This window comes from Paenibacillus sp. GXUN7292, assembly GCF_050864975.1.
Classification (GTDB): Bacteria; Bacillota; Bacilli; order Paenibacillales; family Paenibacillaceae; genus Pristimantibacillus.
In genome coordinates, this window is record NZ_JBOZWO010000030.1 from 14,930 (window position 1) to 39,359 (window position 24,430).

The following is a 24,430-nucleotide window of genomic DNA, read 5'->3' on the forward strand; positions in this document are numbered from 1 at the left end:
GGCGCGAAATATAGGGTGTCTTGTCGGCTAACTATTGGATAAAAGAAGGTATTTGCCGCTTTTTGAACGAATTATTAATAGTAGTAAATCTATTAACCTACTAAAAACAAAAGGCAGATTGCATAATATGAATAAAGCAAAATATTTTTATTTTCGTTTAATTGCAGAGTGCTGTTTATTTACGAGCAGAGTGAAAGGAATTAGAGCTGTGCTTCAGCAGCCTGGCCCTTCGCTGCGCCGCGTGGTGCTCATGCTCCTCATATTTGCCATGCTATTTGCCGGGGGCTGGCCTGGGAGCAACGTCACTCAGGCGGCTACACCTTATAATGCGGCCGAGGCAGCAGAAGGAGTTCAAGAAGCACAGCCGCAAAGCTGGCTGCTCAAGTGGGAGGATGCGGCTCAGGCCCGTGCGCTTGATGGCGTTAAGGTGCTGGGCAGGCAGCCGGAGACAGCCGTAGAGGTTATTTGTCCTGCCGATAGCCATGTCCATGTGCCGGATTGGCTGGAGCGCCTGGAGCGAGAGCCAGGCGTCGCTTACGTGCATCCGAATTACAGCGTTCATATATTGCAGGCAGACGGCGGACCATTTAAGCCGCAGCTTCAGTCCGGTGTGGGCGATGAGTATTCACGAATGGACATCACTGAACAGGAAACGGCAAAAGAGCAAGCAGAGCAGCAGGAAGCTCAGTCAAATACAAGTGACAAGCCAGCACAGCTGGAAGGACAACAAGCTAATGATTTCGAACAAGCTGAGAGCAAGCCTGCGCATCAGAAGACTGCAACAGGCGCCGAGCCTTCGCTTAAGAACGAGGTACAGCTGTCCCAAGCAGCAGCGCTCTCAGCAGTGCAAGCAAATGCAGGAGCTTTTTCCGCTAACGATCCTTTTTCATCCAAGCAAAGTTATTTGTCACAAATTGGGGCACGCAAGGCGTGGGAAACCGCCCGGGAGCAAACGAATATAACTATTGCAATCGTTGATACGGGAGTTGACTTGAATCATCCTGATCTGAAGGCCAATCTGGTCGAGGGGTACAATATTTTATCACCTAAAAAACCGCCTATGGATGATAACGGGCACGGGACAGGTGTAGCAGGAGTACTTGGAGCAGTAGGCAATAATGGCCTTGGAATTTCGGGGATATTGTGGAAAGCAAAGCTAATGCCTATTAAAGCGCTTGATCATCATGGCGACGGGACGGAGCAGGATTTAGGTGAGGGCATATTGCAGGCTGTGCGCAGCGGCGCCAAAATCGTAGTGCTGTCCGTAGGCTTGTATCGTTATTCGCCTTATATGGAGGACATTGTAAAGTATGCAGAGAGCAAGGGGGTTTTGCTCGTAGCCGCTGCGGGCAATGATGGTTTGCTGCTGGGCAGCAAAGTTGCAGTCAAATACCCGGCCGCATATCCAACCGTGTTTGCCGTTGGCGGTGTCAAGCCTGACAATACGGCTGATTCGAGAACAAATAGCGGACCTGAGCTGGATATAGCAGCACCCTGGAATGTATATACGACAGGTCTTGGCGGAGGTTACCGCAAGGATGAAGGAACGTCGCTTGCAGCGCCGCAGGTTGCAGCGGCGGCAGCGCTTGTCTGGGCGCAGCATCCAAAGCTAGAGCCCTATGAGGTGCGTGAGCTGCTTCGTCAGACCGCCAGGGATATCGGTCCAGCCGGACATGATGAGTTATCCGGTTATGGACTTTTGCAAATCGACAAGGCTGTAGCAGCAAAATTGAAAAAGGATGCATATGAACCGAATAACAGGAGCACAGAAGCTGCTAGGCTTCCTTTGCAATCCTATCTGGTTGCGGAGCTGACTGCTCCTAGCGATCAGGATTGGTTTTATATTGACGCTCCGGCTGCCGGTGAAATTGTGTTAAAATATGAGTCATTGGCGGCTAAAGAGCAAGGCACTCAGCCTATTCGCATTACTCATGTCGCAGGAGGGAAGGTACAAAGCTCTGAAAATATTAAACTGGCTTCCAAATCGTTAACGATTTCTGTATCTGAAGGAAAGCAATATTTTCAAATCGCTTTTGCAAACCCTAATAATACGGCTAGCATTCCTTACATGCTGACGAATACTTTTTTACCTGCACCTGATCCTTATGAACCGAACGACAAATCTTATGAAGCATATAATTTGCAGCCTAAATCGCAGGTTATTACAGGCAATTTTCATAAAAAAGCAGATCGTGACTGGTTTGCTATCCAATTCACAGAAAACGGCAAGCTGCAGCTTAATTTAAGCACCGATACGGTTCGAATAGATCCGGGCCTTGCGATTCAAAGAGCAGGCGGACAGCTTATGACGTATGATACCGAAGGAGAAGGAGCTGCTGAGAAGTCCCCGGTCATTTCGGTTACGCCGGGCAAGTATTTAATTCGCGTTCATAACGCTATTTCTACAGAAGCAAGCCCAACCTTAGGCACCTATACGCTTGCAATCGAATATACAAAACAGTATAGCGATCCTAATGAGCCCAATGATAAGTCGTATCAAGCGTTGACGATTAAGAGCGGCACTGAATATATTGGCGTATTCGACACGAAGGCTGATGTCGACTGGTTTCAATATCGTCTGACAGAGCCGGGGACGGTCTCGCTGCAGATGTCCGATATCCCTGGAAATGCGATTGTAACTTTGGAGCATTACGATAAAACATTGACAAAATTGCAAACAACGCAATCAAAAAGCGGCGGCAAGCTGCAAACGAGCGAACAAGTAATGCAGCCGGGCGTATATTATGTTAAGCTGATGTCAAGCCAGGCTTTTGACAGTCAATATTACCGCTTTAAGCTGCAGGTGGAGCCTTTGGTGGCGGGCTTTAGCGATATAAGCAGCCACTGGGCCAGAAAAGAAATTGTCAGCCTGGCAGACAGAGGGATTATTAACGGCGTAGGCAACTATCGCTTTGCTCCTGACCGTTCTATTACACGCGCGGAAGCAGTGGCCATGATTGTCAAAGCCTATAATCCAGTACCGAGGCAATCAGGAAGCCGCAAATTTTTAGATGTCCAATCTACGCATTGGGCCAATGGATATATTGCAAGAGCGGTCCAGCAAGGCTGGATTAATGGCTTCCCTGACGGCAGCTTTAAGCCGGACCGTCCGATCACGCGGGCTGAGATGGCAGTCATTATCGGCAAAGCGGAAGGAATTAAGCCGCTTACGCCATATTCGCGACCCTTCAGTGATGTCGCTGTAACGGATTGGCATGCCTCGATGATTTATGCCATGAGGTCCAGTGGTAAGCTTACAGGCGTTGAAGCTAATGTATTTAAACCGGATAAACGGGCAAGCCGCGCAGAATTTACGGTACTTTTGTATCGGTTTTATGTACAAAAATAGGCTATACGTCGTAGAGACTTATGAAAAAAAAGTTTTTAAAGTATGTTTAGGGTTTATATATGATTAATATATCTGTTATTCATTGCGCTATAATGCATCGTATGGACATATATGGAAAGAAGGAGCAGTTATGAGTGTTGGAGTCGCTGGATTATTTGCAATCGTTGTAACCCTGCTTTGTATTATCCTCGTCTGGGTGTTGTTGCAGGATGTAAAGTGGGATCGACTGTTTCGTTTTCCGCGCGGAGCCAAATCCAGAATGTTCCAAGTTGTAGTCGCCGTCATTATAGGCCATTTGCTAGCACAGTTTTTTTTGCAGTATTGGGATTACACTGTCATGCTAAAAAGCTTGGTGGAATAACTATAGCGAAAGTTGTCAACAATGGAACTACCTAGCTTTTAAAATTTGCTGAAATTAGTCGAATATTTAAAGATCAACTCCGTTTTGGTCGAAAGGCATAATGTGCAAATAAAATGAGCTTGTCGATTAGTGTAACTGAATGCTAAAATGGAATTTAGGTTTAAATTAGGATTATTTAAGTTGATTAGCAATCGAACCTGAGATAAGGTTCTTAGTATGCACGTCCAGCTACATAGAACGGATTCCTGCAATATAATGGAAACAGCTTCTCTGGAACAGGATGGCAGAATAAAATGCTACTCGCGGAGGGAACAGAAAGATGACTAAAATTATCGTCCGCGGAGGTCAGCGACTACAAGGGACAGTCCGCGTCAGCGGAGCAAAAAATGCAGTCTTGCCCATACTAGCTGCCTCATTATTAGCGACGGAAGGTGACAGCGTCATCCATGACGTACCCCTTCTCGACGACGTTATGACGATTCAGAATGTGCTTGAAAGCTTAGGAGCACAAATTTCTTTCAATAATGAAACGATGCGGATTTCCGTGCCAATTATTCATGCCTATGAAGCGCCTTATGAGCTGGTTCGCAAAATGCGGGCATCCTTTCTTGTTATGGGACCGCTGCTTGCCCGAATAGGCAGGGTGCGCATATCATTGCCTGGAGGCTGCGCAATAGGAACGCGTCCTATCGACCAGCATTTGAAGGGCTTTGAGGCGATGGGCGCTGAGATTACACTTGGACAGGGCTTTATCGAAGCCAAAGCGGCTAATCGTCTTAAAGGCGCCAAAATTTACTTGGACGTAGCAAGCGTAGGCGCAACCGAAAATATTATGATGGCGGCTGCTTTGGCAGAGGGCACGACCATTATTGAAAATGCTGCTAAAGAGCCGGAGATTGTCGATCTTGCGAATTATATTAATGCAATGGGCGGCAAGGTTCGCGGCGCTGGAACAGGTATGATCCGCATTGAAGGCGTCGACCGTATGCATGGCGCCAAGCATAATGTCATTCCGGACCGTGTTGAAGCAGGCACTTATATGATTGCTGCTGCCATTACAGGCGGCGATGTATTTGTTGAGGGAGCGATTGCTGATCATCTTACTCCAGTGATTTCAAAGCTGCAGGAGATGGGCGTTGATATCGAAGAAAGCGACAATGGTCTTCGTGTGCGCGCTGGCAGAAAGCTTAAATCGGTAGATGTCAAAACGCTGCCGCATCCAGGCTTCCCTACTGATATGCAGTCGCAAATGATGGCGCTGCTGCTTGCATCTGAAGGAACAAGCGTCGTTACGGAAACTGTGTTTGAAAATCGCTTCATGCATGTTGAAGAATTCAACAAAATGAACGCGCAAATTAAAGTGGAGGGACGTTCAGCCGTTGTAACTGGCGGGGTTCCGCTTATTGGCGCCAAAGTATGCGCTACAGACCTGCGTGCTGGAGCTGCGCTTATTTGTGCCGGGCTGCGTGCTGATGGTGAAACAGAAGTAACTGGCCTGCACCATGTAGATCGCGGTTATGTGGATATTACAGGCAAGCTGGCTGCTCTAGGCGCCGATATTTTCCGCGTGGAAACAGAACCTGTTGCAGAAAGTGCTGAAGCTGCTGCTTCGATTCCAACTGCCGACGTTGTTCAGGCGGCGGAAGAAATGGTCGAGGATAAAGCTGATGCCGTCTATGCCAAGCGGGATAAGGATGTTGCTGTATTGAAGGTACAGCCGTCTTGGGCATAATTTTTAGCCAAGGCTATATAAACACTATAATATTGCAATGGAAACTGCTGTTTCCTGCCTTTAAGGCAGGACCAGCAGTTTTTTTATTTTTAAACGTTTGGTTCATACGCTAAAACTAACTTTTTTGAAACAAGCACTCACGCGCTCAAGCTAACTGTATTTCCTCAGCGTGTTGAAAAAGCTCCGCAGCAGTTAAATAGCCCGGATAACAGACCTAAGCAGTAAGCGGTAAGCCTAAATAACCGAGCAAAAGTCGTAATGCCATCTGTTTAGAATTGTAACGGAACTGAGAGGCTCTATTTTGCAAAAAAAAAAGGTGTTTTAAAACTGTAACGGAACTGTGGAGCGCTATAGGTGATCTTTTCTCCGCTTAGGTAGTGATTTTGAGTAAATAAGGTTTCTCAGTTCCTTTAGATTTTAGAATAAGCTGATTTCCGTACAATAGCGTGCCCAAGGAGACTGTCGATTAATTGGATATAGCAACAAGCAATAGAAAGAGGTGCCACTGCGATCAAGATTGGGATTCCGACCGCTGTTGCAGTCCAATTATTTTGATGAAATAACCCCTGTAAAGGATAAAATCGGCCTACAAAGGCGGACGCTGCCGCTTCACCATTCCCATTCTTGCTCTCCGTTCCCCCTTCTCATTGCTTATCCATCGTTGCCCACAATTAATCGACACCCTCAAGTTCCGTTAGCGTTTTTCAACGGCCTGATTTCCTGTACTTAGTTTTAAGAAACTTGGCGTTTTTGTAATTCACGGTAAATAGTACACGAGAGTCCATCCGTTGCAGAAGAAATTTAGAGGAGAAGTAAAAATATTTTTAAATCGGTCAACGCAGTTTCTTATGGCGTTTTCTGCGGTTTGCTACAATGACTGTACTTACCAACAGAAGAAGGTGCTTGCGTTGAAAATGGCTAGTGTAGTCGTGCTAATCGACTCTGAATCAAAAAAGAAGCGCCATAAATATGGGCTTAATGTATTCGAGCTTTATATAGAAGAAATACTTGCGCATGCAGGTATTCCGTTCCGCACCATTACAGAAATAAGCGGGCTGGATACATGCGATGCCGATATAGTGATAGCCTCTGTCACGGCAGAGGATGAGGAGACGGCGGGGCGACTTTGGAGCTATGCAGACAGCGGCGGTGTTTTGATCTCATACGGTGGCTTGCAGGCACTTGCAGAGCGGCTCGGCGTTCATAAACGTACGCCAGCAGAGACAGGCTACGCGCTGCTGCCAGAATACGAGCTTGCGCCAGTTCCGCTTCGTTATTTGCGGGCTGAGGCGTGGCATACCGAACAATGCGCTGCCGCTTATGGCTCGCTGCACCGTATATCACCAGATGCTGTAGAAGATGGAGCGCTTCTGCAGCAATGGCAAGCTGGCAGCGGTGCTATCCATCGCTGGGCAGTTGATATTCCAACAACCGTAGCGCAGCTGCAGCTAGGAACCAAGCCAGTGCTGGCTGACGGTATTCCTGCACCGGATGGAACGGCTGCAATTAATGAAAATATTTTGAAGGCTGATGATGGTATAGAACTGGACTGGCAATTGGATCGGAAGCACACAGACACTGGCATGCCGTATTTTGCATATCCATATGCCGATTACTGGAGACAGCTGTTAGTAGCGCATCTGATCAGATGCGCGTTAGACCGCGGGCTGACGCTTCCTTTCGTCGGACAATGGCCAGAAGGTACAGAGCAAGTAGCGCTTATTTCGTTCGATAGCGATTTTAACATAGATGAAACGGCGGAAACGACACTCGATGTGCTGCAAAAGCTGAATGTGCCGTCCACCTGGTGCATGATCGAGCCAGGGTACAGCCCGGCTATTTATACTCGCGTGCTGGAGGAGGGCCATGAGCTTGCTTTACACTACAACGCGTTAGAAAAAGAGGATGGCGTGTGGGGTGCTGACGCCTTCAAGCGGCAGCTGGAATGGGTTCGCGCGGCGACCGGTGTCAATCCGATTGTATCGAACAAAAATCACTATACGAGATACGAAGGCTGGGGAGAGCTGTTTAAGTGGTGCGAGGATAACGGCATTGCAGTAGATCAAACAAGAGGGCCTACGAAACGGGGCAATGTAGGATTTCTATTTGGCACTTGTCAGCCTTACTTTCCGATAAGCTGGTTCGATGAGCAAAATCGTTTGTACGATGTGCTTGAAATTGGTTTTGTTACTCAGGACATGAATCATCCGGCCTTGTCAGATACATCGATTGTTGAGCCGCTGCTGGAGCAGATCGCGAAGGTGGGCGGAGTTGCCCATTTTCTATTCCATCAGATTCATATTCATGAGAAGGAGCCTGTGCGCAGAGCGATCGGCGAGCTAGTAGAGAAGGCAAGGGAGCGCGGTTATAGCTTCTGGACGTCTCAGCAGGTGAATGACTGGCAGCGCGAGAGACGAGAAGTTCGCATTACAGGCCTAAATAACAGCGGAGAGGTGCGGCTTGAGTGCAGCTCCGTCAAGCAGCCGGTTATCGTATGGGTACCTGCCTCGGAAAAGCAAGCGGATATGTCCTATTTGTACGGTATCCCATGTGTGCAGCAAGTGTTTATATAAAAGAGCCAGTATTCGTTTTAAGCATGTCCAGAAAGGTTTCTGACGCATTTATTTCGTCGGTCAATATGCATGTCCAAAGGACAGCAAAGTCGTTTATCGTTTTTTACTCAAAAATGGGAGGCGGAAAAAATGATTAACACAAATGAAAAATTAGCTATTAATGGCGGCAGCAAAGTAAAAACAACCCCATTCGGAACAGGCAAACGGTTTGGATTCGAAGAAGTAACCGAGCTGGTAGAGGCGTTGAATCAAAATACGCTGTTCTATCACTTTGGAGCAAAGGTGAAGCAGTTTCTGAAAGATTTCAATGAGCTGTATGGCGTGCGCTACAGTGTAGCTACTTCTTCCGGAACGGCATCGATTCATGTTGCATTAGGCGCTGCAGGCATAACGGTAGGCGATGAGGTGATTACAAGCCCGATTACGGATCAAGGGACGCTCGTCGGCATTTTATATCAAAATGCAATTCCAGTGTTTGCTGATCTCGATCCGCACACCTACAATATGGACCCGGCATCTATTGAAGCAAAAATTACGCCTCGCACGAAAGCGATTGTCGTCGTTCACCTTGCAGGAAATGCTGCCGATATGGATGCGATTATGGCGATTGCGCGCAAGCATAACCTTAAAGTGATCGAGGATTGCGCACAAAGCTATTTGACCCGCTATAAAGGAAGACTTGTCGGAACGATCGGCGATTATGGCTGCTTCAGCACAAACGACTTCAAGCATATATCAACTGGCGACGGCGGCGTAGTAACGGTGAACTCGGGAGAGGAAGCCGATTACCATGTTACACATGCCTTTGCTGACAAAAACTATCAGCGCTTCGGCAGCAGCGTGCAGCGTGATTTGCATGCGCTTGCTCCAAACTATCGCATGACAGAGCTGCAGGGCGCAGTAGGCATTGCCCAATTGAAGAAGCTGGAGCATATTTGCGGACAGCGTCAACGCTATGGGGACCGCATTACTGCAGGCATTGAAAACTTGCCGGGAATCCAGGTGCATAAGGTAGAACCGGGCAATGATTGCACGTACTGGTTTTATATGCTCAGGCTCGATATTGAACAATTAACCTGTACGCGCGCTGAGTTTTGCGCAGCGCTGGAAGCCGAAGGAATTCCGAATATGGCAGGCTATATTCCTGACGTTGTATATATGCAGCCTCTATTCCAGAACAGAACAGCATATCCTGGCTCGCATTTTCCGTTCGACCTTACAGGCATTACTTACGGGCGCGGGCTATGTCCAAACGCTGAGAGCATTTTGCAAACGGCTGTGCGTCTGCAAGTAAATGAATTTTTTACAGATCAGGACATCGAGGATATGATTGCCGGTATTGCAAAGGTTGCTTCCTATTATAAAAAGTAGGCGTATATGCGAGCGTTGCAGTGTGAGGGGGGAGTAAACATGGAAGTATCCGACGAGAAGCAAGTGGGACTGCGTTCCCTAATAGAAGGTTTGCAGAGCCAGGAAGAATGGGCTCACAAAAGAGCCGAAATCAAGCAAAGATGGCTGCATGTAATGGGCGGCCTGCCGGAGCGGGAACTTGTTTCTTATGAACGGCTGGCAACTGCGGAGGAGGCTGGCCATACACGCCATCATATTCGTTACAGAACGGCATATGGCGATCAAGTAACTGCCTATTTGCTAATCCCTCATACTGCTATGCCGCCAAATGGCTTTCCTGCTATTATAGCGCTGCATCCGACGGCGAATTCAGGCAAGGATGATATTGCGCTCCGAAGCGGAAGAGAAGGCAGAAGGTATGCGTTGGAGCTAGCTGAGCGAGGTTACGCAGTATTGGCGCCGGATACGATTACTGCGGGCGAGCGCAAAGCGAACGGCGAGGAGTTTTTTCATACCGCTTCATTCGACAGGCAGTATCCAACCTGGTCCGCAGTAGGCAAAATGCTTGTCGATCATTTGTACGGCGTCGATTTGCTAAGCAGCCTGGCTGAAGTGGATGCGGACAGAATTGGAGCTATTGGTCACTCGCTTGGCGGTTATAATGCTTATTTCCTGGCTGGAATGGATACAAGAATTAAAGCTGCGGCGGTCAGCTGCGGCTTGTCTACCTTCCAAGGAGATCCAGACCCTAATCGCTGGGGAAAAAGAGACTGGTTTTCGCATCTGCCGCAGCTGACTGAGCTAAGGGGCGAAGGGCTGATCGATTTTGACTTTCACGAAATTGCGGCTTTGGCGGCTCCGGCCCCATTATTTTTTTGGATCGCCCAGCAGGATCAATATATGCCGCACTGGCAGACGATTGGAGAGGCTGCGGAACAGCTGCACCAGCTTTATGATTATCTGGGCGCTGGAAGTCTGTTTCAGTCGTATATCGGCACGTCGGCACATGATTTTCCCGATGAGATGCGCAGCCTGGCATACCGCTTTTTGGACCGCATGCTGGCGCAAGGGGCGCATTAAGCGTCTTGAATAAAGAGTGCGAGGTGAACGAGCTAAATGAGTAATCCGTTACAACCACAACAAGCTGCGCTTGCAGTTAACAAACGCAAACGGTTTAGCAAAACGAAGCTGGTTGAAAATTTATATGGCTATTTCTTTATATCTCCCATGCTGATTGGCGTAACTTTATTGACGCTGCTGCCAATTATCATTTCTTTATTTCTCAGCTTTACGGAATGGAACTTCCTGCATGGCTTTAAACGCATAGAATTTGTAGGCTTGCGAAATTTCGAGCGTTTGCTGGCTGATGATCTGTTCTGGAAATCACTGACTAACAATGCGATTCTTATGCTGGTCGTTCCAGCGACTTTAATTATTTCTCTCTTGCTCGCTGTCATTATTAATAAGCATGTTTATTTTAAAGACTTGTTCAAAGTTATTTATTTTATGCCATACATCTCCAGTCTTGTTGCTGTCGCTATGGTTTGGCAGGTGCTGTTCCATCCGTCCTATGGGCCGGTCAACAATGTGCTGGCATCGCTGGGCATGGACAGTCCGCCCAAATGGCTGGCTGATGTACATTATGCGCTGCCATCAGTCATGATGATTATGGTGTGGGTTGCGATTGGCTATAACTTAATCATTTACATTGCCGGTTTGCAGGCTATACCTCAAGAATTGTATGAAGCTGCAGAAATTGACGGCGCGAAGCCAAGGCAGAAATTTTTCAGCATTACGCTGCCGATGCTTTCGTCCACTACTTTTTTCTTATTGATTACAGGCATTATCGGCACGTTTAAGGTGTTTGATATTATTCAAGTGCTTACGAAGGGCGGGCCTGCAAATTCTACATCGGTTGTCGTGTTCCAGCTTTATGAAACGGCGTTCATTCATCTGAAAATGAGCTACGCCTCGACGATGGCGCTTGTCCTGTTCCTGACGATTTTTATCATTACAATTATTCAATGGTTTAGCCAGCGCAAATGGGTGAACTACTAGGGAGGAGGTCAACTATGGAAACTGGCAAATTGCAAATGAGCAAGCTAGCAGCCACCGTACTGCTTTTTGGGTTAGGCTTGATCTTTCTGCTTCCCTTCCTGTGGATGGTATCTACCTCCTTGAAGCCTGAGGCTGATGTATTCAAGTATCCGATCGAATGGATTCCGACTAACTGGAGGGCAATTGAAAACTACAAAGAGGTATGGCTCGGACAATATCCATTATACTTATACTATTGGAATTCAATTAAAGTGACGCTTGCAACTACGTTCGTTTCTGTACTATTCTCATGTATGGCAGCTTATGCTTTTGCGAAAATTGAGTTTAAAGGAAGCAACATCGCGTTTATGATTGTACTTGCTACGTATATGATACCGAATCAGGCGATTCTTGTGCCGCAATTTATTATATTCCGCGAGCTGCAATTATTTGATACACATCTTGGCCTCGTTGTGCTGAACTGCTTCAGTGTGCTGGGGACGTTCCTGCTGCGGCAATTTTTTATGGGAATCAATAAAGAGTATGTAGAGGCTGCTAAAATAGACGGAGCGGGACATTTCCGCATATTTGCCATTGTCGCTATCCCGCTGGTCAGGCCGGCGATCGCGACGTACGGTATTCTTCGCTTTATATGGACTTGGAATGACTACCAAAACCCGCTTATTTTTCTGCGATCGGAAAATCTGCTGACCTTGCAGGTCGGAATTCGCAAATTTGCTGATGCCTACGGAGAATTTTATTCTCTTATTATGGCCGGCTCTGTAATTGCTATTGTGCCGCTGCTTATTATTTTTATAATCGGACAGAAGCATGTTATCGAGGGTTTGTCGCTCGGCGGAGTAAAAGGCTGAGTAGTCAAAAAAATTCAGAACAAGTCAAATAAGTTGACTTTCATAGGAGCGTTTTCTTGATAGGCTGTATGTAAAGCGGTTACATTCTATTTTAGGGGGAAATACATTGAGTAAGAAAAGATGGATATCTACCGTATGCTTGATTATGGCGATTGTCATGCTGGCAGCCTGCTCCTCCGGCGGAGGCGGCACGCCTAGCCCAAGTGAAAGTCCGAAAGGGCAAGCTTCGACTGGAAATGGAAGTTCAGATGGCAAGCAGGTAAAGATTAAGTTTCATGCCGATGGTATTTCATTCAAGCAAGAGGATTTAGCGCCTATCATCGACAAGTTTCAAGAATTGAACCCTGGCATTTTAGTTGAGTTTGTACCTTTAAATGAAGCAAGCGCTGCTGACAACGTAAAGAAGATCGATTTGCTGGCAGCGTCCAATGAGCAGCTTGATGCGATTTTGCTGCCGGATGCCCGCAGCTATTCGCAGCGTGCAGCTAATGGCTTGCTCGAGCCTCTTGATGAATTAATGAAAGCAGAAGGTCTTGTGTATAACGATGAATACAAGATTGATACAGCGATTGAAGGTAAATATTATGGTTTGCCAGGCTCCTTCAGCCAGTGGTTTGTGATTTTGAACAAAGAGCATTTGGATGAAGCTAAGCTAGAGGTACCAAAAGATTGGACTTGGGATGAATATTTAGCTTATGCGAAGGCTATGACCAAAGGGGATGGCCCGAACAAGCGATATGGGACCTACTTCCATACCTGGATCGATTATTTTGTGTTAGGATTATGGAATCAGCCTACTCAAGGCGATTTGGTGCTGGCTGACCACACCGTTAACGTGGATCATCCCGGCGTTAAGAAATCGCTTGAAATCCGCTATCAAGCGGAGCATGTAGACAAATCGGTAACACCGTATCCGGAAATTATTTCACAAAAACTTTCCTATCGTCCTCTATACTTTAACGGGCAAGCGAGCATGCTGCCGATCGGCTCCTGGATGATCGGAGAAGCAGGCGGTACGAATGAATTTACTGCTAACTTTGAAACCGTTTTCGCTCCAATGCCTAAAAACAACAAGGAAGATCCTGATGGCTATACCGCTATGAGCTCCAATTTTGTCGGTGTTGTCTCGACTTCCAAGCATAAGGAAGAAACGTATAAATTCCTGCGCTTCTTCACGACTGAAGGACTTCCAATGATGAAAAAGTATTTGTCATCCTGGAAGAAGGAAGATACGGCTGCTGCGATTGACGTTCTCATCCAAGCTTCCAAGGATCCTTCTAAGGTAGATAAAGAGTCGCTGCTGTACACGCTCAATGCTTCAAAGGCAACTACAAGAGATATTCCGGTTGCTTATACGGAAGAAATCAACAAAGCCTATATGGAGCAATTCGAGCTTATGCTTTTGGGCGAGCAAAATGTAGAGGAATCATTAGCTAAAGCCAAGGAGCAAATTGAAAAGGTAGTAGCTAATAATAAATAGCAACAGCTCAATAAAATAGAATAGACGATCGAGGCAGGGGAGTGAGCAGATGTGCACTCTCCTTCTGTTATAACTCAACGTTCGCAATGCGATTGCCCATCGAGTTGGCTTGCTTCGCCGCAGAGTAAACCGAGCAATGATGAACTTCTAAGGGTTGCCACAAACGCTATTTGTGCAAAAATGACAGCTCAAATTTTCTAACGGTCGCTATTGCGCTTAATTTCCCAAAAAGCATTGATTTTGCTCAATAAATGGTACAATAGCGCCCATGACAACCGTTATAATATTAATTTGGTCAAAAACATCGAAATAGCCTCGCTGGCAACCGTTAACGCAATTTTGACAGTTGATTGTAGGATATGTGTTACGAAGCGGCTGCATGCTAGGCATTATTTGTGCCCCTGACTTCATGAGTCTGGGGGTTTTGTTTCCTGTATCATCGGTAGACGTGCCTTTCCAAAGGACGGCGGAGCCGTTTCACCTTTAAATCAACAACAAAGAGGTCAAACTTATGAAGCAGAATTCATCGATGCGTCGTGTCTCACTGCGCCAGAAGCTTATCCTATCCTCGATCCTATGTCTTATGCTGCCTGCTGTTATTACCCTTATCGTATCCAGTGCCAACACTAAGAGCGTCATTCAGCGCCAAGCAATTGATAATGCGCTAGGTTCGCTAGAAGTAATTGACCGCTATATTGAAAATATGGTTAATAAAATGCTGTATGTCACTAACTTTGTCCAGTTCGATAGTGAGATTCAATCCATTGTGAGGCAAAAATCAAAAGCCGATATAGACGACAGCAAAGCGCAGTTTGTTGTCGATTATTTTAACACCAAAAAAATTACCGAAAAGCTGAACAATGTTTCTTTCCCTGGAGAAAGAACGCATATTTCAATCGTTTTAAATAACGGAACGACCTACACGAATTATACGAACCTGCTTTATGATGCTGCACAGATCGTGCATGAGCCCTGGTTTAAGCATTTAAATGATATCCATTCTTCTTACAACTACTGGATCGGCACGCATCCTGCCTATTTGGAGGATGACCGCGAGGAAGGCCGTTATTATATTACGATTGCCCAGACGATCAAAAGCTTCTCCTCAAAGCCGGATGGATATTTGATCGTCAGCTTGAGCGAAGAACAAATCAGCCATATATTTCCTAAAAATAAATCCAATCATGAGTTTATGCTGCTGGATTCTAACGGCACGATACTTTCTCATATGGATGCAAGCCAAATTGGACAGCCATTTTCTCACTTTGATGAAATAGATGAGCAATCAAGCTCCAGCATTATTAAGGTAGGCCGTGAAAAATTTCTGCTGCTTGACCGTAAGCTATCGATATCGGACTGGAGATTGGTGAGCATGGTGCCCTACGAGGAGGCGCTGTCGCAGATTAACGCAGTGCAAAGTACGAATGTTATTGTGCAGGCGCTGTTCTTTATTCTGTTCTTGCTCATACTCGTTACGTTGGTCAGACAATTTACTAAGCCGATCTTTAAGCTGAGCCGTGCCGTATCGAAGGTAGAGTCAGGCAATTTGCAGTATCGCACCCGTATGCAAGCAAGTGATGAGATTGGCCAGTTGGGGCAGTCCTTTGATCAAATGCTCGATAGGATCGAGGAGATGATTCATCAGGTTACGCTGGAGCAGGCAGGCAAACGCAAGGCGGAGCTGGAAATGCTGCAGGCGCAAATCAATCCGCATTTTTTATTTAATGTGCTTAATTCGATCCGGCTGAAGATCAAGCTGGGCGGCGATGATAAAAATGCGGCTTTAATCAGCTCGTTGTCCTCCTTGCTGCGCATGACGATTAACCGTAACAATGAATTCGTTACACTTCATGAGGAAGTAGAAACGGTAGTACATTATTTTAAGCTGATGAATTTCAGGACGAATGATTCGAACGAGATTCATATCGATATATTGCCAGAGACAGCGCTGATCGAAGTGCCGCGTTTCGTTATACAGCCGATTATTGAAAACTCGCTTATACATGGACTTCAGGATCATTCAGGGCTTATTTCGATTACGGCCCATAATGAGAATGGCTGCTTGCATGTTCAAATAAGCGATACAGGCCGCGGCATGAACGGGGAGGAGCTGAGTCAGCTTCTTGACAGGCTGGCTTCGGATAAGCAAGCGGCTGCAAAAAAGGAAGAGGTTCATAAAGGGCTGTCAGGCATAGGCCTCAAAAATGTATTTGAGCGGTTAAAGCTAATATATGGCGAAGATTTTCAATATGTAATTGAAAGCAAACTAGGCTTAGGGACGATAATTACTTTGAAAATACCTTTAAGGCGTGGTGAATAGCATGCTTAACATTATGCTGGTAGATGATGATTTTCCTGTGCTTGAATATTTGCTGCAGGCAGTTCCCTGGTGCTCGCTAGGCATGCAGGTACAGGGCTGCTATGAAAATGGCTTGAAGGCTCTGGCTGCCGCAGAGGAGCAGCTGCCTGATATTTTAATTACCGATATTGGCATGCCGCATATGAACGGGCTTGAGCTGATTCAAAAAATGAAGGAGCTGCAGCCGCGGCTGAAGGTGGCCATATTATCGTGTCATAATGAATTTTCTTATGCGCAGCAGGCAGTGAGGCTGCAGGTAGACGATTATATTTTAAAAGAAACAATAGAAATAGAGTCCGTCGTCGCGCTGCTTCAGAAGCTTGCCGCACAGCTTAAGGAAATGGATAAGGAAAGCGGCCGTATTAATCGGCTGCAGCAAATGAAAAACGAAAGTGCGTATTTGCTGATGGACAAATTTATGAACGCTTTGCTTTATCATCCGCCTCTATTTCCTGAACGGCTTGCCGAGCAGGCTAAAGATAATGGTATCGATTTTTCGAGAACGGCCTATATTCCTGTCGTTTGCATCATAGACCGATACGAGGAGGCTAAGAAACGGTTCGTTTCTGCGGACAACTTTACATTCGCGATAGGTAATGTGATTGAGGAGCTGACACAGGGACCGGAGAAAGTTGCTATATTTCGCCATTCGTCAGGAAAGGTTATATTGCTTTTCCCTGCTGACTATATGAAGCATCGTCATTATGGCGTCTATGAGCGGGAGCAAATGCTTGGCAATATTCAAAGGGCGCTTACTAAGTTTTTGCGGATTCATGTTTCGTTCGTAATCGGAGACAAGGCGAACGACGAAGTAATGCTTAGAGAAAGCATATTGCGGCTGCTTGCTCATGCAGTGGAGGCGCGTTTCTATTCAAAGCCTGGCGTGCTGATTTGCACTCGTCCTGCACAATATTCCAGTGAGGATCTATATATTCACTATGCAACAGCGCTTAATCAATTTATTCAAATTGCAATCGAGCAAGCTGCGGACCGCGTTGATGCCGTTATTAGCTGCTGGGCTGATTTTATAGCGGGCAAGCTTTATGAGCCGAAAACGGTTAGAGAATGGTTTTTGAAAATTATGATGGATTTGCAGCTGAAATTTAAATCGCTGCAGCATTTCCGCTCAGATTATACGCTGGAGGTGCTGCATCAGTCTGTGCTGAATGCCGAATCGCTGGACCAGCTGCTGGAAATGGTTGCTTCAGTTCTGAACAGTACTTTTCCGGTTATGGATAAGGTCTATATGCAAAATCAGCGTAAAGAAATTACAGACGCGCAGCTTTATGTGATGCGAGCTATCAGCAGAAGAGTGACACAGGAAGAGGTTGCAGATTATTTGCATCTGAATCCGAGCTATTTCAGCAGGCTCTTTAAAAAGGAGACGGGCGAAACGTTTGTAGAGTTTACAACGAGAACAAAGATGGAAAAGGCCAAGGAGCTTATTGACCAAACGGCAAGCACGGTAGAGGAGCTTGCTGAGAAGCTTGGCTATGATAATAAAAGCTATTTTTTGAAATGCTTCAAAGCGTTCACAGGCTTTACGCCGAGCGAGTACGCCAGAAAACAAAGAAGCAATCAGATTTAGGGCATAGCTGCTTTTTTTTAGATTGCAGTGCTGTCAGGGATGATGTATATTAATTAGTATAATATTTATATTAATTGGAGGGAGTGGGTTGAACGTGCAATTCGAGCAGTTGAAGGTACAGGCATTTGCGACTCGCCAGCAGATGGGCGAAGCGGCAGCAGCGGATGTAGCCAATCATATGAAGCAATTGCTGTCAGAGCAGGACAGCATACGTATGGTATTTGCAGCGGCTCCATCGCAAAATGAATTTTTGCATGCGCTAGTCCATACAGAAGGCATCGATTGGTCGAGAGTGACGGCATTTCATATGGATGAATATATCGGCTTGCCGGCTGATGCTCCGCAGCGCTTCAGTCAATTTTTGCAGGAGCGGTTATTCCAGCTGGTTCGTCCGGGACAAGTGCATTTAATTGATTGCAGCAGCACAGTTGACGAGGAGTGCGAGCGTTATAGCAAACTGATTACAGAAGCGCCTATCGATATAATTTGCTTAGGTATCGGCGAGAACGGTCACATTGCGTTTAACGATCCGCCGGTAGCAGATTTTAATGATTCATTTGTTATTAAACCGGTAGAGCTTGATCTGCCTTGCCGCCAGCAGCAAGTCAATGACGGATGCTTCCCAGCGGTAGATGCTGTGCCAACGCATGCTTTGACGCTGACGATTCCAACGATGATGGCCGGCAAACGGCTGTTTTGTATGGTGCCGGGTCCAACTAAGCGTGAAGCTGTAACGCGCACCTTGCATGATGAGATATCAACCGCTTGTCCTGCTACTATTTTGCGGACTCATTCTAATTGTACGTTATATGTTGATGCCGACTCTTATGAAGGGGGGCGCAATTGAGATGGCCTGCGCGGCTGATGCTGCTGTGAAGCAGCTTGAAGGAATTGATTATCGAACAGGCGAAGCCATTCAAATCATATGGAATAATGGTATGATAGATGCTGTAAAACCAACCGAAAAACATCGTGAGATGCCTATTATTGCGCCAGGCTTTGTCGACTTGCAAATTAACGGATTTTGGGGGATAGATTTCAATACCCCTCCTATTGAAACATCAGCTGTGCACGAGGTTACTAGAAAGCTGTGGGCACAAGGCGTAACGACCTATTATCCGACGGTTATTACGAATGCTCCGCATACGATCGAGGAGATGGTGCGCTCTATCGCAAAAGCTTGCGGGGAAGACGCGCTGACAGCGGCCAGCATTGCAGGCATTCATGTGGAAGGGCCTTTTATATCGCCAGAGGATGGCCCGCGCGGCGCTCATAGCAAGCAGTTTGTCAGACCGCCGGATTTTGCCATGTTCGAGCGCTGGCAGGAAGCGGCTGGAGGCTTGATCAAACTGATAACGCTTTCGCCGGAATGGGATGAGGCGCCTGCGTTTATTCGCGACTGTGTCCGTTCGGGAGTGGCCGTATCTATCGGCCATACTGCTGCTAGTAGCGTTCAGCTGGAGGCGGCAGTCGAAGCGGGCGCCAGCTTGAGCACCCATCTGGGCAATGGCGCTCATCAAATGCTGCCCCGTCACCCTAATTATATTTGGGACCAGCTTGCTAACGAAAAATTGTCTGCAACTGTAATTGCTGACGGTTTTCATCTGCCGACAGCTGTACTCAAGGTGATGCTGAAAGCTAAGGGCAACCAATTGTTTTTAGTGAGCGATGCGGTTTATTTGAGCGGTCTGGAACCAGGAGAGTATGAGACGCATATCGGAGGCAAGGTGGTACTGACCGAGGAAGGCAGGCTGCATCTGGCACAGGATGCGCGCTTGCTCGCCGGCTCGGCTCAGATGCTCGGCCGGGGTGTTGAGCATCTGGTATGTACAGAGACGGCTGACTTGAGGCAGGCATGGGATATGGCATCTATCCTTCCGGCAAGCTTTATGGGTCTTCATGCCAGGCAGGGACTTAGTCCCGGAGCGCCAGCTGATTTGATTGCATTTGATTGGGCAGGCAACGAAAATGCTCCATTGAAGATTAAGGAAGTATACAAGCAAGGGAAGCGAGTATTTGATGCGGGCTTGTAAGCAGCCGATCACTTAATCGAATGCGATAAGCACTTCTTCCCATGCTTGAATCACGTTAGCGGCTGCGCCGATGCAGCTTGCAAGCGGGAATAGCTCGGAACGTGCCAGCTGCAGCTTATCAACCGTGCTGGACACGGAGCGTGCTTTAAGTTGTTTTTCTATGATCGGAAATAGATAGTCAGACACTTCCATCAACGGACCGTCGCAAATAATCAACTTGGGATTCAGCAGATTGGTAACGTAGCTTAGCGCTTGTCCGATTTGCTCGCCAACTTGATCCAGCTTCTCGACAACAGGAGAGCTGCCTTGCTTCAGCTCCGCTGCTATCCATTCCATTGCATCAAGCGGTGCTTGATGCGTTGCGGATACGCTATATGGCTTTAAGCGTTTCATAATGGCCGGCAGGCTGATGGATGTTTCCAGGCAGCCGCGATTGCCGCAGCCGCAAAGCTCGCCGCCCGGCTCAGTCACAATATGGCCCAGCTCGCCGGCAGCATTGACGTCGCCGCGCAGGATCATATTGTTCATCATAATGCTGCAGCCAACGCCGTTGCCAAAATAGCAGTAGACGAAGTTGGAAACACCTTGTCCGAGGCCATGCCAAGCTTCGCCCAAGGAAGCAAGCTTAACGCTGTTGTCGAGCTGCATCGGCAAACCGATTTTGTCGCTAAGCAGCTTAAGGAAAGGAATGTTGTTCCAGTTCAGATGGCTGGAGCGGATAATGGTGCCTGTCTCTGCATTCATAAGGCCGGGAACGCCGATGCCCATTCCGATGCAGCTGTCAATCGGATATGTGCGGAGCAGCTCGCGGACGCCAAATTCAATGGCAAGCACGGCATGTTCAGGCGTGCAGGCTTGCAGCGGTACAGAGAAGGAATGAATCGGCTTTGCATGCAAGTCAGTAACTGTCCAATGAATGACAGTCGATGTAAGCTGAATGCCGATCGCCCATTTCTTGCTGGCATTAAAATGAATAATAATTGGCTTCCGCCCAGCGGTCTGCGTTTCTTGAGGACCGCGCTCGATTATAAAATCGTGGGCGAGCATTTCGTCCACGATGGAATTAACTGTATTTTTATTAAGCTTCAGCTCATTGGCAACCTCTACGCGAGAAGTGATGCGCTTTTGCTTAATTAACTGATAGACCAGTCTTCTATTGATATCCTTAGCGATGGTAGGACCACGGCCTCTGGACTTGGTCATTGAAGCTCACCTCGTATTTGAACATAGTCACTTTTTCGAAATAGTCTTATTCGAACGGTGATCTTATCATAGCAGGGAGATTACAAATATTGCAACCAAGGATAAACGGCTTCGCCGTTCTTTAGAAAGGCGCGTTGACCGATGAAATAGAGGAACAAGGGTATAAGTTTAAAACTATACTTTCCTAGTATTTCAAGCAAAAAGCAGGAGAGGGGCTATACGATGGAGAAACTGAAATTTGCAATTATTGGCTGCGAACACGGGCATATTTCAATTTTTATGGAGGAAATGCAGCAGCTTGGACATGAGGGCATAGGCATTTACGAGCCGCGCAATCATGAGCTCGCAGCAGCGATGTCGGAGAAATATAATATTCCGATAATTGACGATGCTGAGCAGCTGATTCAGGAAGCCGATATTGTTGGCAGCGCTGCGATCAACAATGAAAAAATTGATATTGTAGAGCGCTGCGAGCGCGCGGGCAAGCCTATTATGATCGACAAGCCTGCTGTGACTAATCGCCGCGATTTTGAACGGCTGAAGGCGGTAATTGAAAGAGGGAAAATTGAAGTCGGCATGCTGCTTACTGAGAGATTCCACCCTTCGATTTACACGCTGAAGCAAAAGATCGATCAGGGTTTGCTTGGGGATATTGTCACTATAAGCATGCGCAAGCCTCATTTGCTGAATCCTGACAAGCGCCCGTCTTGGTTTTTTTCAAAAGAGCAATGCGGCGGCATTTTAATCGATTTGCTTATTCATGATTATGATTTGCTGCGCTGGTTTACGGATACAGAAATCGTGAAAACGCAGGGGAATATGACCAAGCGTCTGCTTCCTGAACATCCTGGTTTCTATGACACAGTCAGTGTACAGGTCGTTATGGAGGGCGGAGTTACGGCGCAGCTGTATGCCGATTGGTATACGCCGGGCAAAAGCTGGACCTGGGGAGACGGCCGTATTTGCGTAACAGGCACGGAAGGCTTTGCAGAGCTGCGCCTTGCAGGAGATCCTTTTGTAGAGAAAGAATCACTCTTCCTATGTACGACTAATTCTGAAGAGCCGGCTAAGGTGGAGCTTACAGAAGCGGCAGCCTCTATTAGCGGAGATTTTATTAACCGGGTAAGAGGAGAGCAGTTCCTGTTAAGCAGCGAGGATATTCTTGCTGCGACGCTGGCTACGATTGAAGCAGATGAGCAAATTGAAATTATTAACATAAAGGAAGGTGTGCGTATATGAGCGACCAAGCGTTGAAAATTGGCATGATCGGACTGGATACCTCGCATGTAACAGCTTTTTCAGATCTTCTGAATAATAAGGACAATACTTATCATGTGCCTGGCGGAAAAGTAGTTGTTGCTTATCCGGGCGGTTCGTCTGACTTTGAACTAAGCTACAGCAGGGTAGAAAATTTCACGAAGGAGCTTAAGGAGAAGTACGATGTGCAAATCGTGGATTCGCCAGAGGCTGTGGCAGAGCAAAGTGATGTTGTTTTGCTGGAATCGGTAGACGGAAGAGTGCATCTTGAGTTGTTCAAGCGCATTGTTCAGTATGGCAAGCCGGTATTTATCGATAAGCCAATGGCAGTGAGCTACAGCGATGCGGAGGAAATATTCCGTTTGGCGAACGAGAACAATATCCCGATTATGAGCTGTTCGTCCCTTCGCTATGCAGAGGGTTTGCAAGCGGTTCTTGCCGATGATCAGCATGGCGACATTTTCGGCATCGATTGCTATGGCCCGCTCGCAATGCAGGAAACACAGCCTGGCTTGTTCTGGTATGGCATTCATACCGTAGAAATGCTGTTCCGCGCTTTGGGCACAGGCTGTGTGGAAGTACGCTCTGTCACGAATGAGGACCATGATCTCATTGTCGGTACATGGGCTGACGGACGTATCGGCACCATTCGCGGCAACCGCAAAGCAAATCATCAGTTCGGCGCAGTTGTGCATAGAGATAAAGGCAGCCAGTTTGTGGATGTGTACGCACATGCAAAGCCTTATTATGCCAGCATGCTGGAAAAAATTATGGTTCTTTTCCAAACAGGAAAAGCAGATATCGAGCAGGCCGAAACGCTGCAAATTATCCGCTTTATCGAAGCGGCCAACGAGAGCAGAAAGACGGGTCAAACCGTTAAGCTTTAGGTGGACTAGATACATGAAATCCACTTAGAATCGTTTTTTCGATAAAAAAGGTGAATCTAGATGCATAAAATGTAGTTAGTTACCACGGGCACTTGTCTACTCTCCCTTGTATACTTATTCAGCAGCCTGAGGTTATTGGGGCTGGGTTGTACAAGGTAGTCGGCATACAGTTCTTTATTGCAGCTATTTTAAAATTATAATGGGGTGACTCGAGTGAGCAAAACGATGAAATGCGGTATTTTGGGTGCAGGTGTTATTTCGAAAATTCATGCGTTAGCGATTCAAGAAGTTTCAAGAGCTGAAATTTATGCAGTTTGCGATACCGATTTGGAAAAGGGCAAGCAGTTTGCCGAGACCTACGGCGCGCCTCATGTATTTACATCCCTGGACGAAATGCTGCAGCTGGAGGAATTAGATATCGTTCATATTTGCTTGCCAAGCGGTATGCATGAGGCAGCTGCGATTGCATGCGCCAATGCTGGGAAGCATATTTTGTGCGAGAAGCCGCTGGATATTAGACTTGAGAAAATCGACAACATTATTGAAGCTGCGGATCGCAATAAGGTGAAGCTGGGCTGTGTATATCAGCGCAGAACGATGCCGGAGGCAATTGCGGCAAGACAGGCGATCCGTGACGGCAAGCTGGGCCGTATGGTGCTGGGCGACGCTTACCTGAAGTATTATCGTAGTCCTGAGTACTATCAGAGTGCCGGCTGGCGCGGAACATGGGAGCATGATGGCGGTGGAGCTCTTATGAACCAAGGCATTCACGGCATTGACCTTGTTCAATGGATGATGGGAGATATCGTGTCTGTATTCGCTCATACTGCTGCATTGGTACGTGATATTGAAGTAGAGGATACTGCAGTAATCGTTTTAAAATATGCCAATGGCGCATTTGGCGTTATTCAAGGAACAACCTCAGTCTATCCTGCGCAAGAAACTAGGTTTGAGCTGCATGGCGAGAAGGGCTCTATTATATTTGGCGACGAAGGCATTAAAACGTGGGAAGCGATAGATGGCGAGCTTGAAAAGCCTGCTTCGCAAAGCGATGCCGGCAACCCGGGCGCGGATCCTTCCAAAGTTGCGCATGCAGGCCATATCATTCTGCTGGACGATTTGATCGACTGCATTATAGAGGATAAAGAGCCGCTCGTTAGCGGTGCAGAAGCGCGTAAAGCGGTGGCTGTTATTATGGCGATCTATGAATCCTCGCGTACGGGCAAGGAAGTATTCCTGTAATTATATTTAGTTATTAATGAAGATTTAAAGTTAAGCCTTGCTGCTGCAAGGCTTTTTTGTATTAGTAGATCAGCCAACTACTGATTTGTTTTTTTATGTGCTAGCCT

At 46.9% G+C, this 24,430-nt stretch carries 17 protein-coding genes; 16 read left to right on the top strand and 1 reads right to left on the bottom strand.

The features are described from left to right. Positions 1-127: 127 nt before the first annotated feature. From ACRRU2_RS20790 to ACRRU2_RS20850, 13 genes are all read left to right on the top strand, one after another. Positions 128-3,349 carry a S8 family serine peptidase gene (locus ACRRU2_RS20790; protein WP_432504668.1) on the top strand — a complete coding sequence of 1,074 codons (3,222 nt, stop codon included), beginning with the start codon at positions 128-130 and terminating at the stop codon, positions 3,347-3,349. Positions 3,350-3,479: 130 nt separating this feature from the next. Further along, positions 3,480-3,710 (top strand): DUF1146 domain-containing protein, encoded by a 231-nt coding sequence (locus ACRRU2_RS20795; protein ID WP_331697752.1) that lies wholly within the window; start codon positions 3,480-3,482, stop codon positions 3,708-3,710. 319 nt (positions 3,711-4,029) lie between these two features. Then, entirely contained in the window at positions 4,030-5,442 is a 1,413-nt protein-coding gene (gene murA, locus ACRRU2_RS20800) for a UDP-N-acetylglucosamine 1-carboxyvinyltransferase (RefSeq protein ID WP_331697751.1), read from the top strand. 788 nt (positions 5,443-6,230) lie between these two features. Continuing rightward, positions 6,231-8,015, top strand: a complete 1,785-nt coding sequence (locus ACRRU2_RS20805; protein ID WP_432504671.1) for a polysaccharide deacetylase family protein — start codon at positions 6,231-6,233, stop codon at positions 8,013-8,015. 129 nt (positions 8,016-8,144) lie between these two features. Beyond that, the gene (locus tag ACRRU2_RS20810; RefSeq protein WP_432504674.1) at positions 8,145-9,386 is read left to right on the top strand and encodes a DegT/DnrJ/EryC1/StrS family aminotransferase; all 1,242 of its coding nucleotides are present in this window, start codon (positions 8,145-8,147) and stop codon (positions 9,384-9,386) included. A gap of 39 nt (positions 9,387-9,425) precedes the next feature. After that, entirely contained in the window at positions 9,426-10,445 is a 1,020-nt protein-coding gene (locus tag ACRRU2_RS20815) for a dienelactone hydrolase family protein (RefSeq protein WP_432504676.1), read from the top strand. Between the two features lie 36 nt (positions 10,446-10,481). Further along, positions 10,482-11,423: a carbohydrate ABC transporter permease gene (locus ACRRU2_RS20820; RefSeq protein WP_432504678.1), complete on the top strand. Its 942-nt coding sequence runs from the start codon at positions 10,482-10,484 to the stop codon at positions 11,421-11,423. A 14-nt stretch (positions 11,424-11,437) separates the two neighbouring features. Next, positions 11,438-12,274, top strand: a complete 837-nt coding sequence (locus ACRRU2_RS20825; protein ID WP_432504680.1) for a carbohydrate ABC transporter permease — start codon at positions 11,438-11,440, stop codon at positions 12,272-12,274. A 106-nt stretch (positions 12,275-12,380) separates the two neighbouring features. Beyond that, positions 12,381-13,754, top strand: coding sequence for an extracellular solute-binding protein (locus ACRRU2_RS20830; protein WP_432504682.1), 1,374 nt, complete (start codon positions 12,381-12,383; stop codon positions 13,752-13,754). Between the two features lie 511 nt (positions 13,755-14,265). Then, positions 14,266-16,074 (top strand): sensor histidine kinase, encoded by a 1,809-nt coding sequence (locus tag ACRRU2_RS20835; RefSeq protein WP_432504684.1) that lies wholly within the window; start codon positions 14,266-14,268, stop codon positions 16,072-16,074. 1 nt (position 16,075) lies between these two features. Further along, entirely contained in the window at positions 16,076-17,701 is a 1,626-nt protein-coding gene (locus ACRRU2_RS20840) for a response regulator transcription factor (RefSeq protein ID WP_432504687.1), read from the top strand. 142 nt (positions 17,702-17,843) lie between these two features. After that, positions 17,844-18,548 carry a glucosamine-6-phosphate deaminase gene (locus tag ACRRU2_RS20845; RefSeq protein ID WP_432504738.1) on the top strand — a complete coding sequence of 235 codons (705 nt, stop codon included), beginning with the start codon at positions 17,844-17,846 and terminating at the stop codon, positions 18,546-18,548. Between the two features lies 1 nt (position 18,549). Then, entirely contained in the window at positions 18,550-19,734 is a 1,185-nt protein-coding gene (locus tag ACRRU2_RS20850; RefSeq protein ID WP_432504690.1) for an N-acetylglucosamine-6-phosphate deacetylase, read from the top strand. Between the two features lie 12 nt (positions 19,735-19,746). Here the strand turns inward: ACRRU2_RS20850 and ACRRU2_RS20855 are convergent, their stop codons facing one another. After that, the gene (locus ACRRU2_RS20855; protein ID WP_432504692.1) at positions 19,747-20,937 is read right to left on the bottom strand and encodes an ROK family protein; all 1,191 of its coding nucleotides are present in this window, start codon (positions 20,935-20,937) and stop codon (positions 19,747-19,749) included. Between the two features lie 222 nt (positions 20,938-21,159). Between ACRRU2_RS20855 and ACRRU2_RS20860 the strand changes: the two genes are divergently transcribed. The 3 genes from ACRRU2_RS20860 (at position 21,160) to ACRRU2_RS20870 (ending at position 24,323) form a co-directional block, all read left to right on the top strand. Further along, positions 21,160-22,176 carry a Gfo/Idh/MocA family protein gene (locus ACRRU2_RS20860; RefSeq protein WP_432504695.1) on the top strand — a complete coding sequence of 339 codons (1,017 nt, stop codon included), beginning with the start codon at positions 21,160-21,162 and terminating at the stop codon, positions 22,174-22,176. Continuing rightward, positions 22,173-23,081, top strand: coding sequence for a Gfo/Idh/MocA family protein (locus tag ACRRU2_RS20865; RefSeq protein ID WP_432504698.1), 909 nt, complete (start codon positions 22,173-22,175; stop codon positions 23,079-23,081). The genes ACRRU2_RS20860 and ACRRU2_RS20865 overlap by 4 nt, the downstream gene beginning before the upstream one ends. A 213-nt stretch (positions 23,082-23,294) precedes the next feature. Next, positions 23,295-24,323 (top strand): Gfo/Idh/MocA family protein, encoded by a 1,029-nt coding sequence (locus ACRRU2_RS20870; RefSeq protein WP_331697738.1) that lies wholly within the window; start codon positions 23,295-23,297, stop codon positions 24,321-24,323. Positions 24,324-24,430: the final 107 nt, after the last annotated feature.

Coding starts and splice junctions, on each gene's coding strand:
- ACRRU2_RS20790 (WP_432504668.1), top strand. CDS start 128: ATGAATAAAGCAAAATATTTTTATTTTCGTTTAATTGCAGAGTGCTGT.
- ACRRU2_RS20795 (WP_331697752.1), top strand. CDS start 3,480: ATGAGTGTTGGAGTCGCTGGATTATTTGCAATCGTTGTAACCCTGCTT.
- murA (WP_331697751.1), top strand. CDS start 4,030: ATGACTAAAATTATCGTCCGCGGAGGTCAGCGACTACAAGGGACAGTC.
- ACRRU2_RS20810 (WP_432504674.1), top strand. CDS start 8,145: ATGATTAACACAAATGAAAAATTAGCTATTAATGGCGGCAGCAAAGTA.
- ACRRU2_RS20815 (WP_432504676.1), top strand. CDS start 9,426: ATGGAAGTATCCGACGAGAAGCAAGTGGGACTGCGTTCCCTAATAGAA.
- ACRRU2_RS20820 (WP_432504678.1), top strand. CDS start 10,482: ATGAGTAATCCGTTACAACCACAACAAGCTGCGCTTGCAGTTAACAAA.
- ACRRU2_RS20825 (WP_432504680.1), top strand. CDS start 11,438: ATGGAAACTGGCAAATTGCAAATGAGCAAGCTAGCAGCCACCGTACTG.
- ACRRU2_RS20835 (WP_432504684.1), top strand. CDS start 14,266: ATGAAGCAGAATTCATCGATGCGTCGTGTCTCACTGCGCCAGAAGCTT.
- ACRRU2_RS20840 (WP_432504687.1), top strand. CDS start 16,076: ATGCTTAACATTATGCTGGTAGATGATGATTTTCCTGTGCTTGAATAT.
- ACRRU2_RS20845 (WP_432504738.1), top strand. CDS start 17,844: ATGGGCGAAGCGGCAGCAGCGGATGTAGCCAATCATATGAAGCAATTG.
- ACRRU2_RS20850 (WP_432504690.1), top strand. CDS start 18,550: ATGGCCTGCGCGGCTGATGCTGCTGTGAAGCAGCTTGAAGGAATTGAT.
- ACRRU2_RS20855 (WP_432504692.1), bottom strand. CDS start 20,937: ATGACCAAGTCCAGAGGCCGTGGTCCTACCATCGCTAAGGATATCAAT.
- ACRRU2_RS20860 (WP_432504695.1), top strand. CDS start 21,160: ATGGAGAAACTGAAATTTGCAATTATTGGCTGCGAACACGGGCATATT.
- ACRRU2_RS20865 (WP_432504698.1), top strand. CDS start 22,173: ATGAGCGACCAAGCGTTGAAAATTGGCATGATCGGACTGGATACCTCG.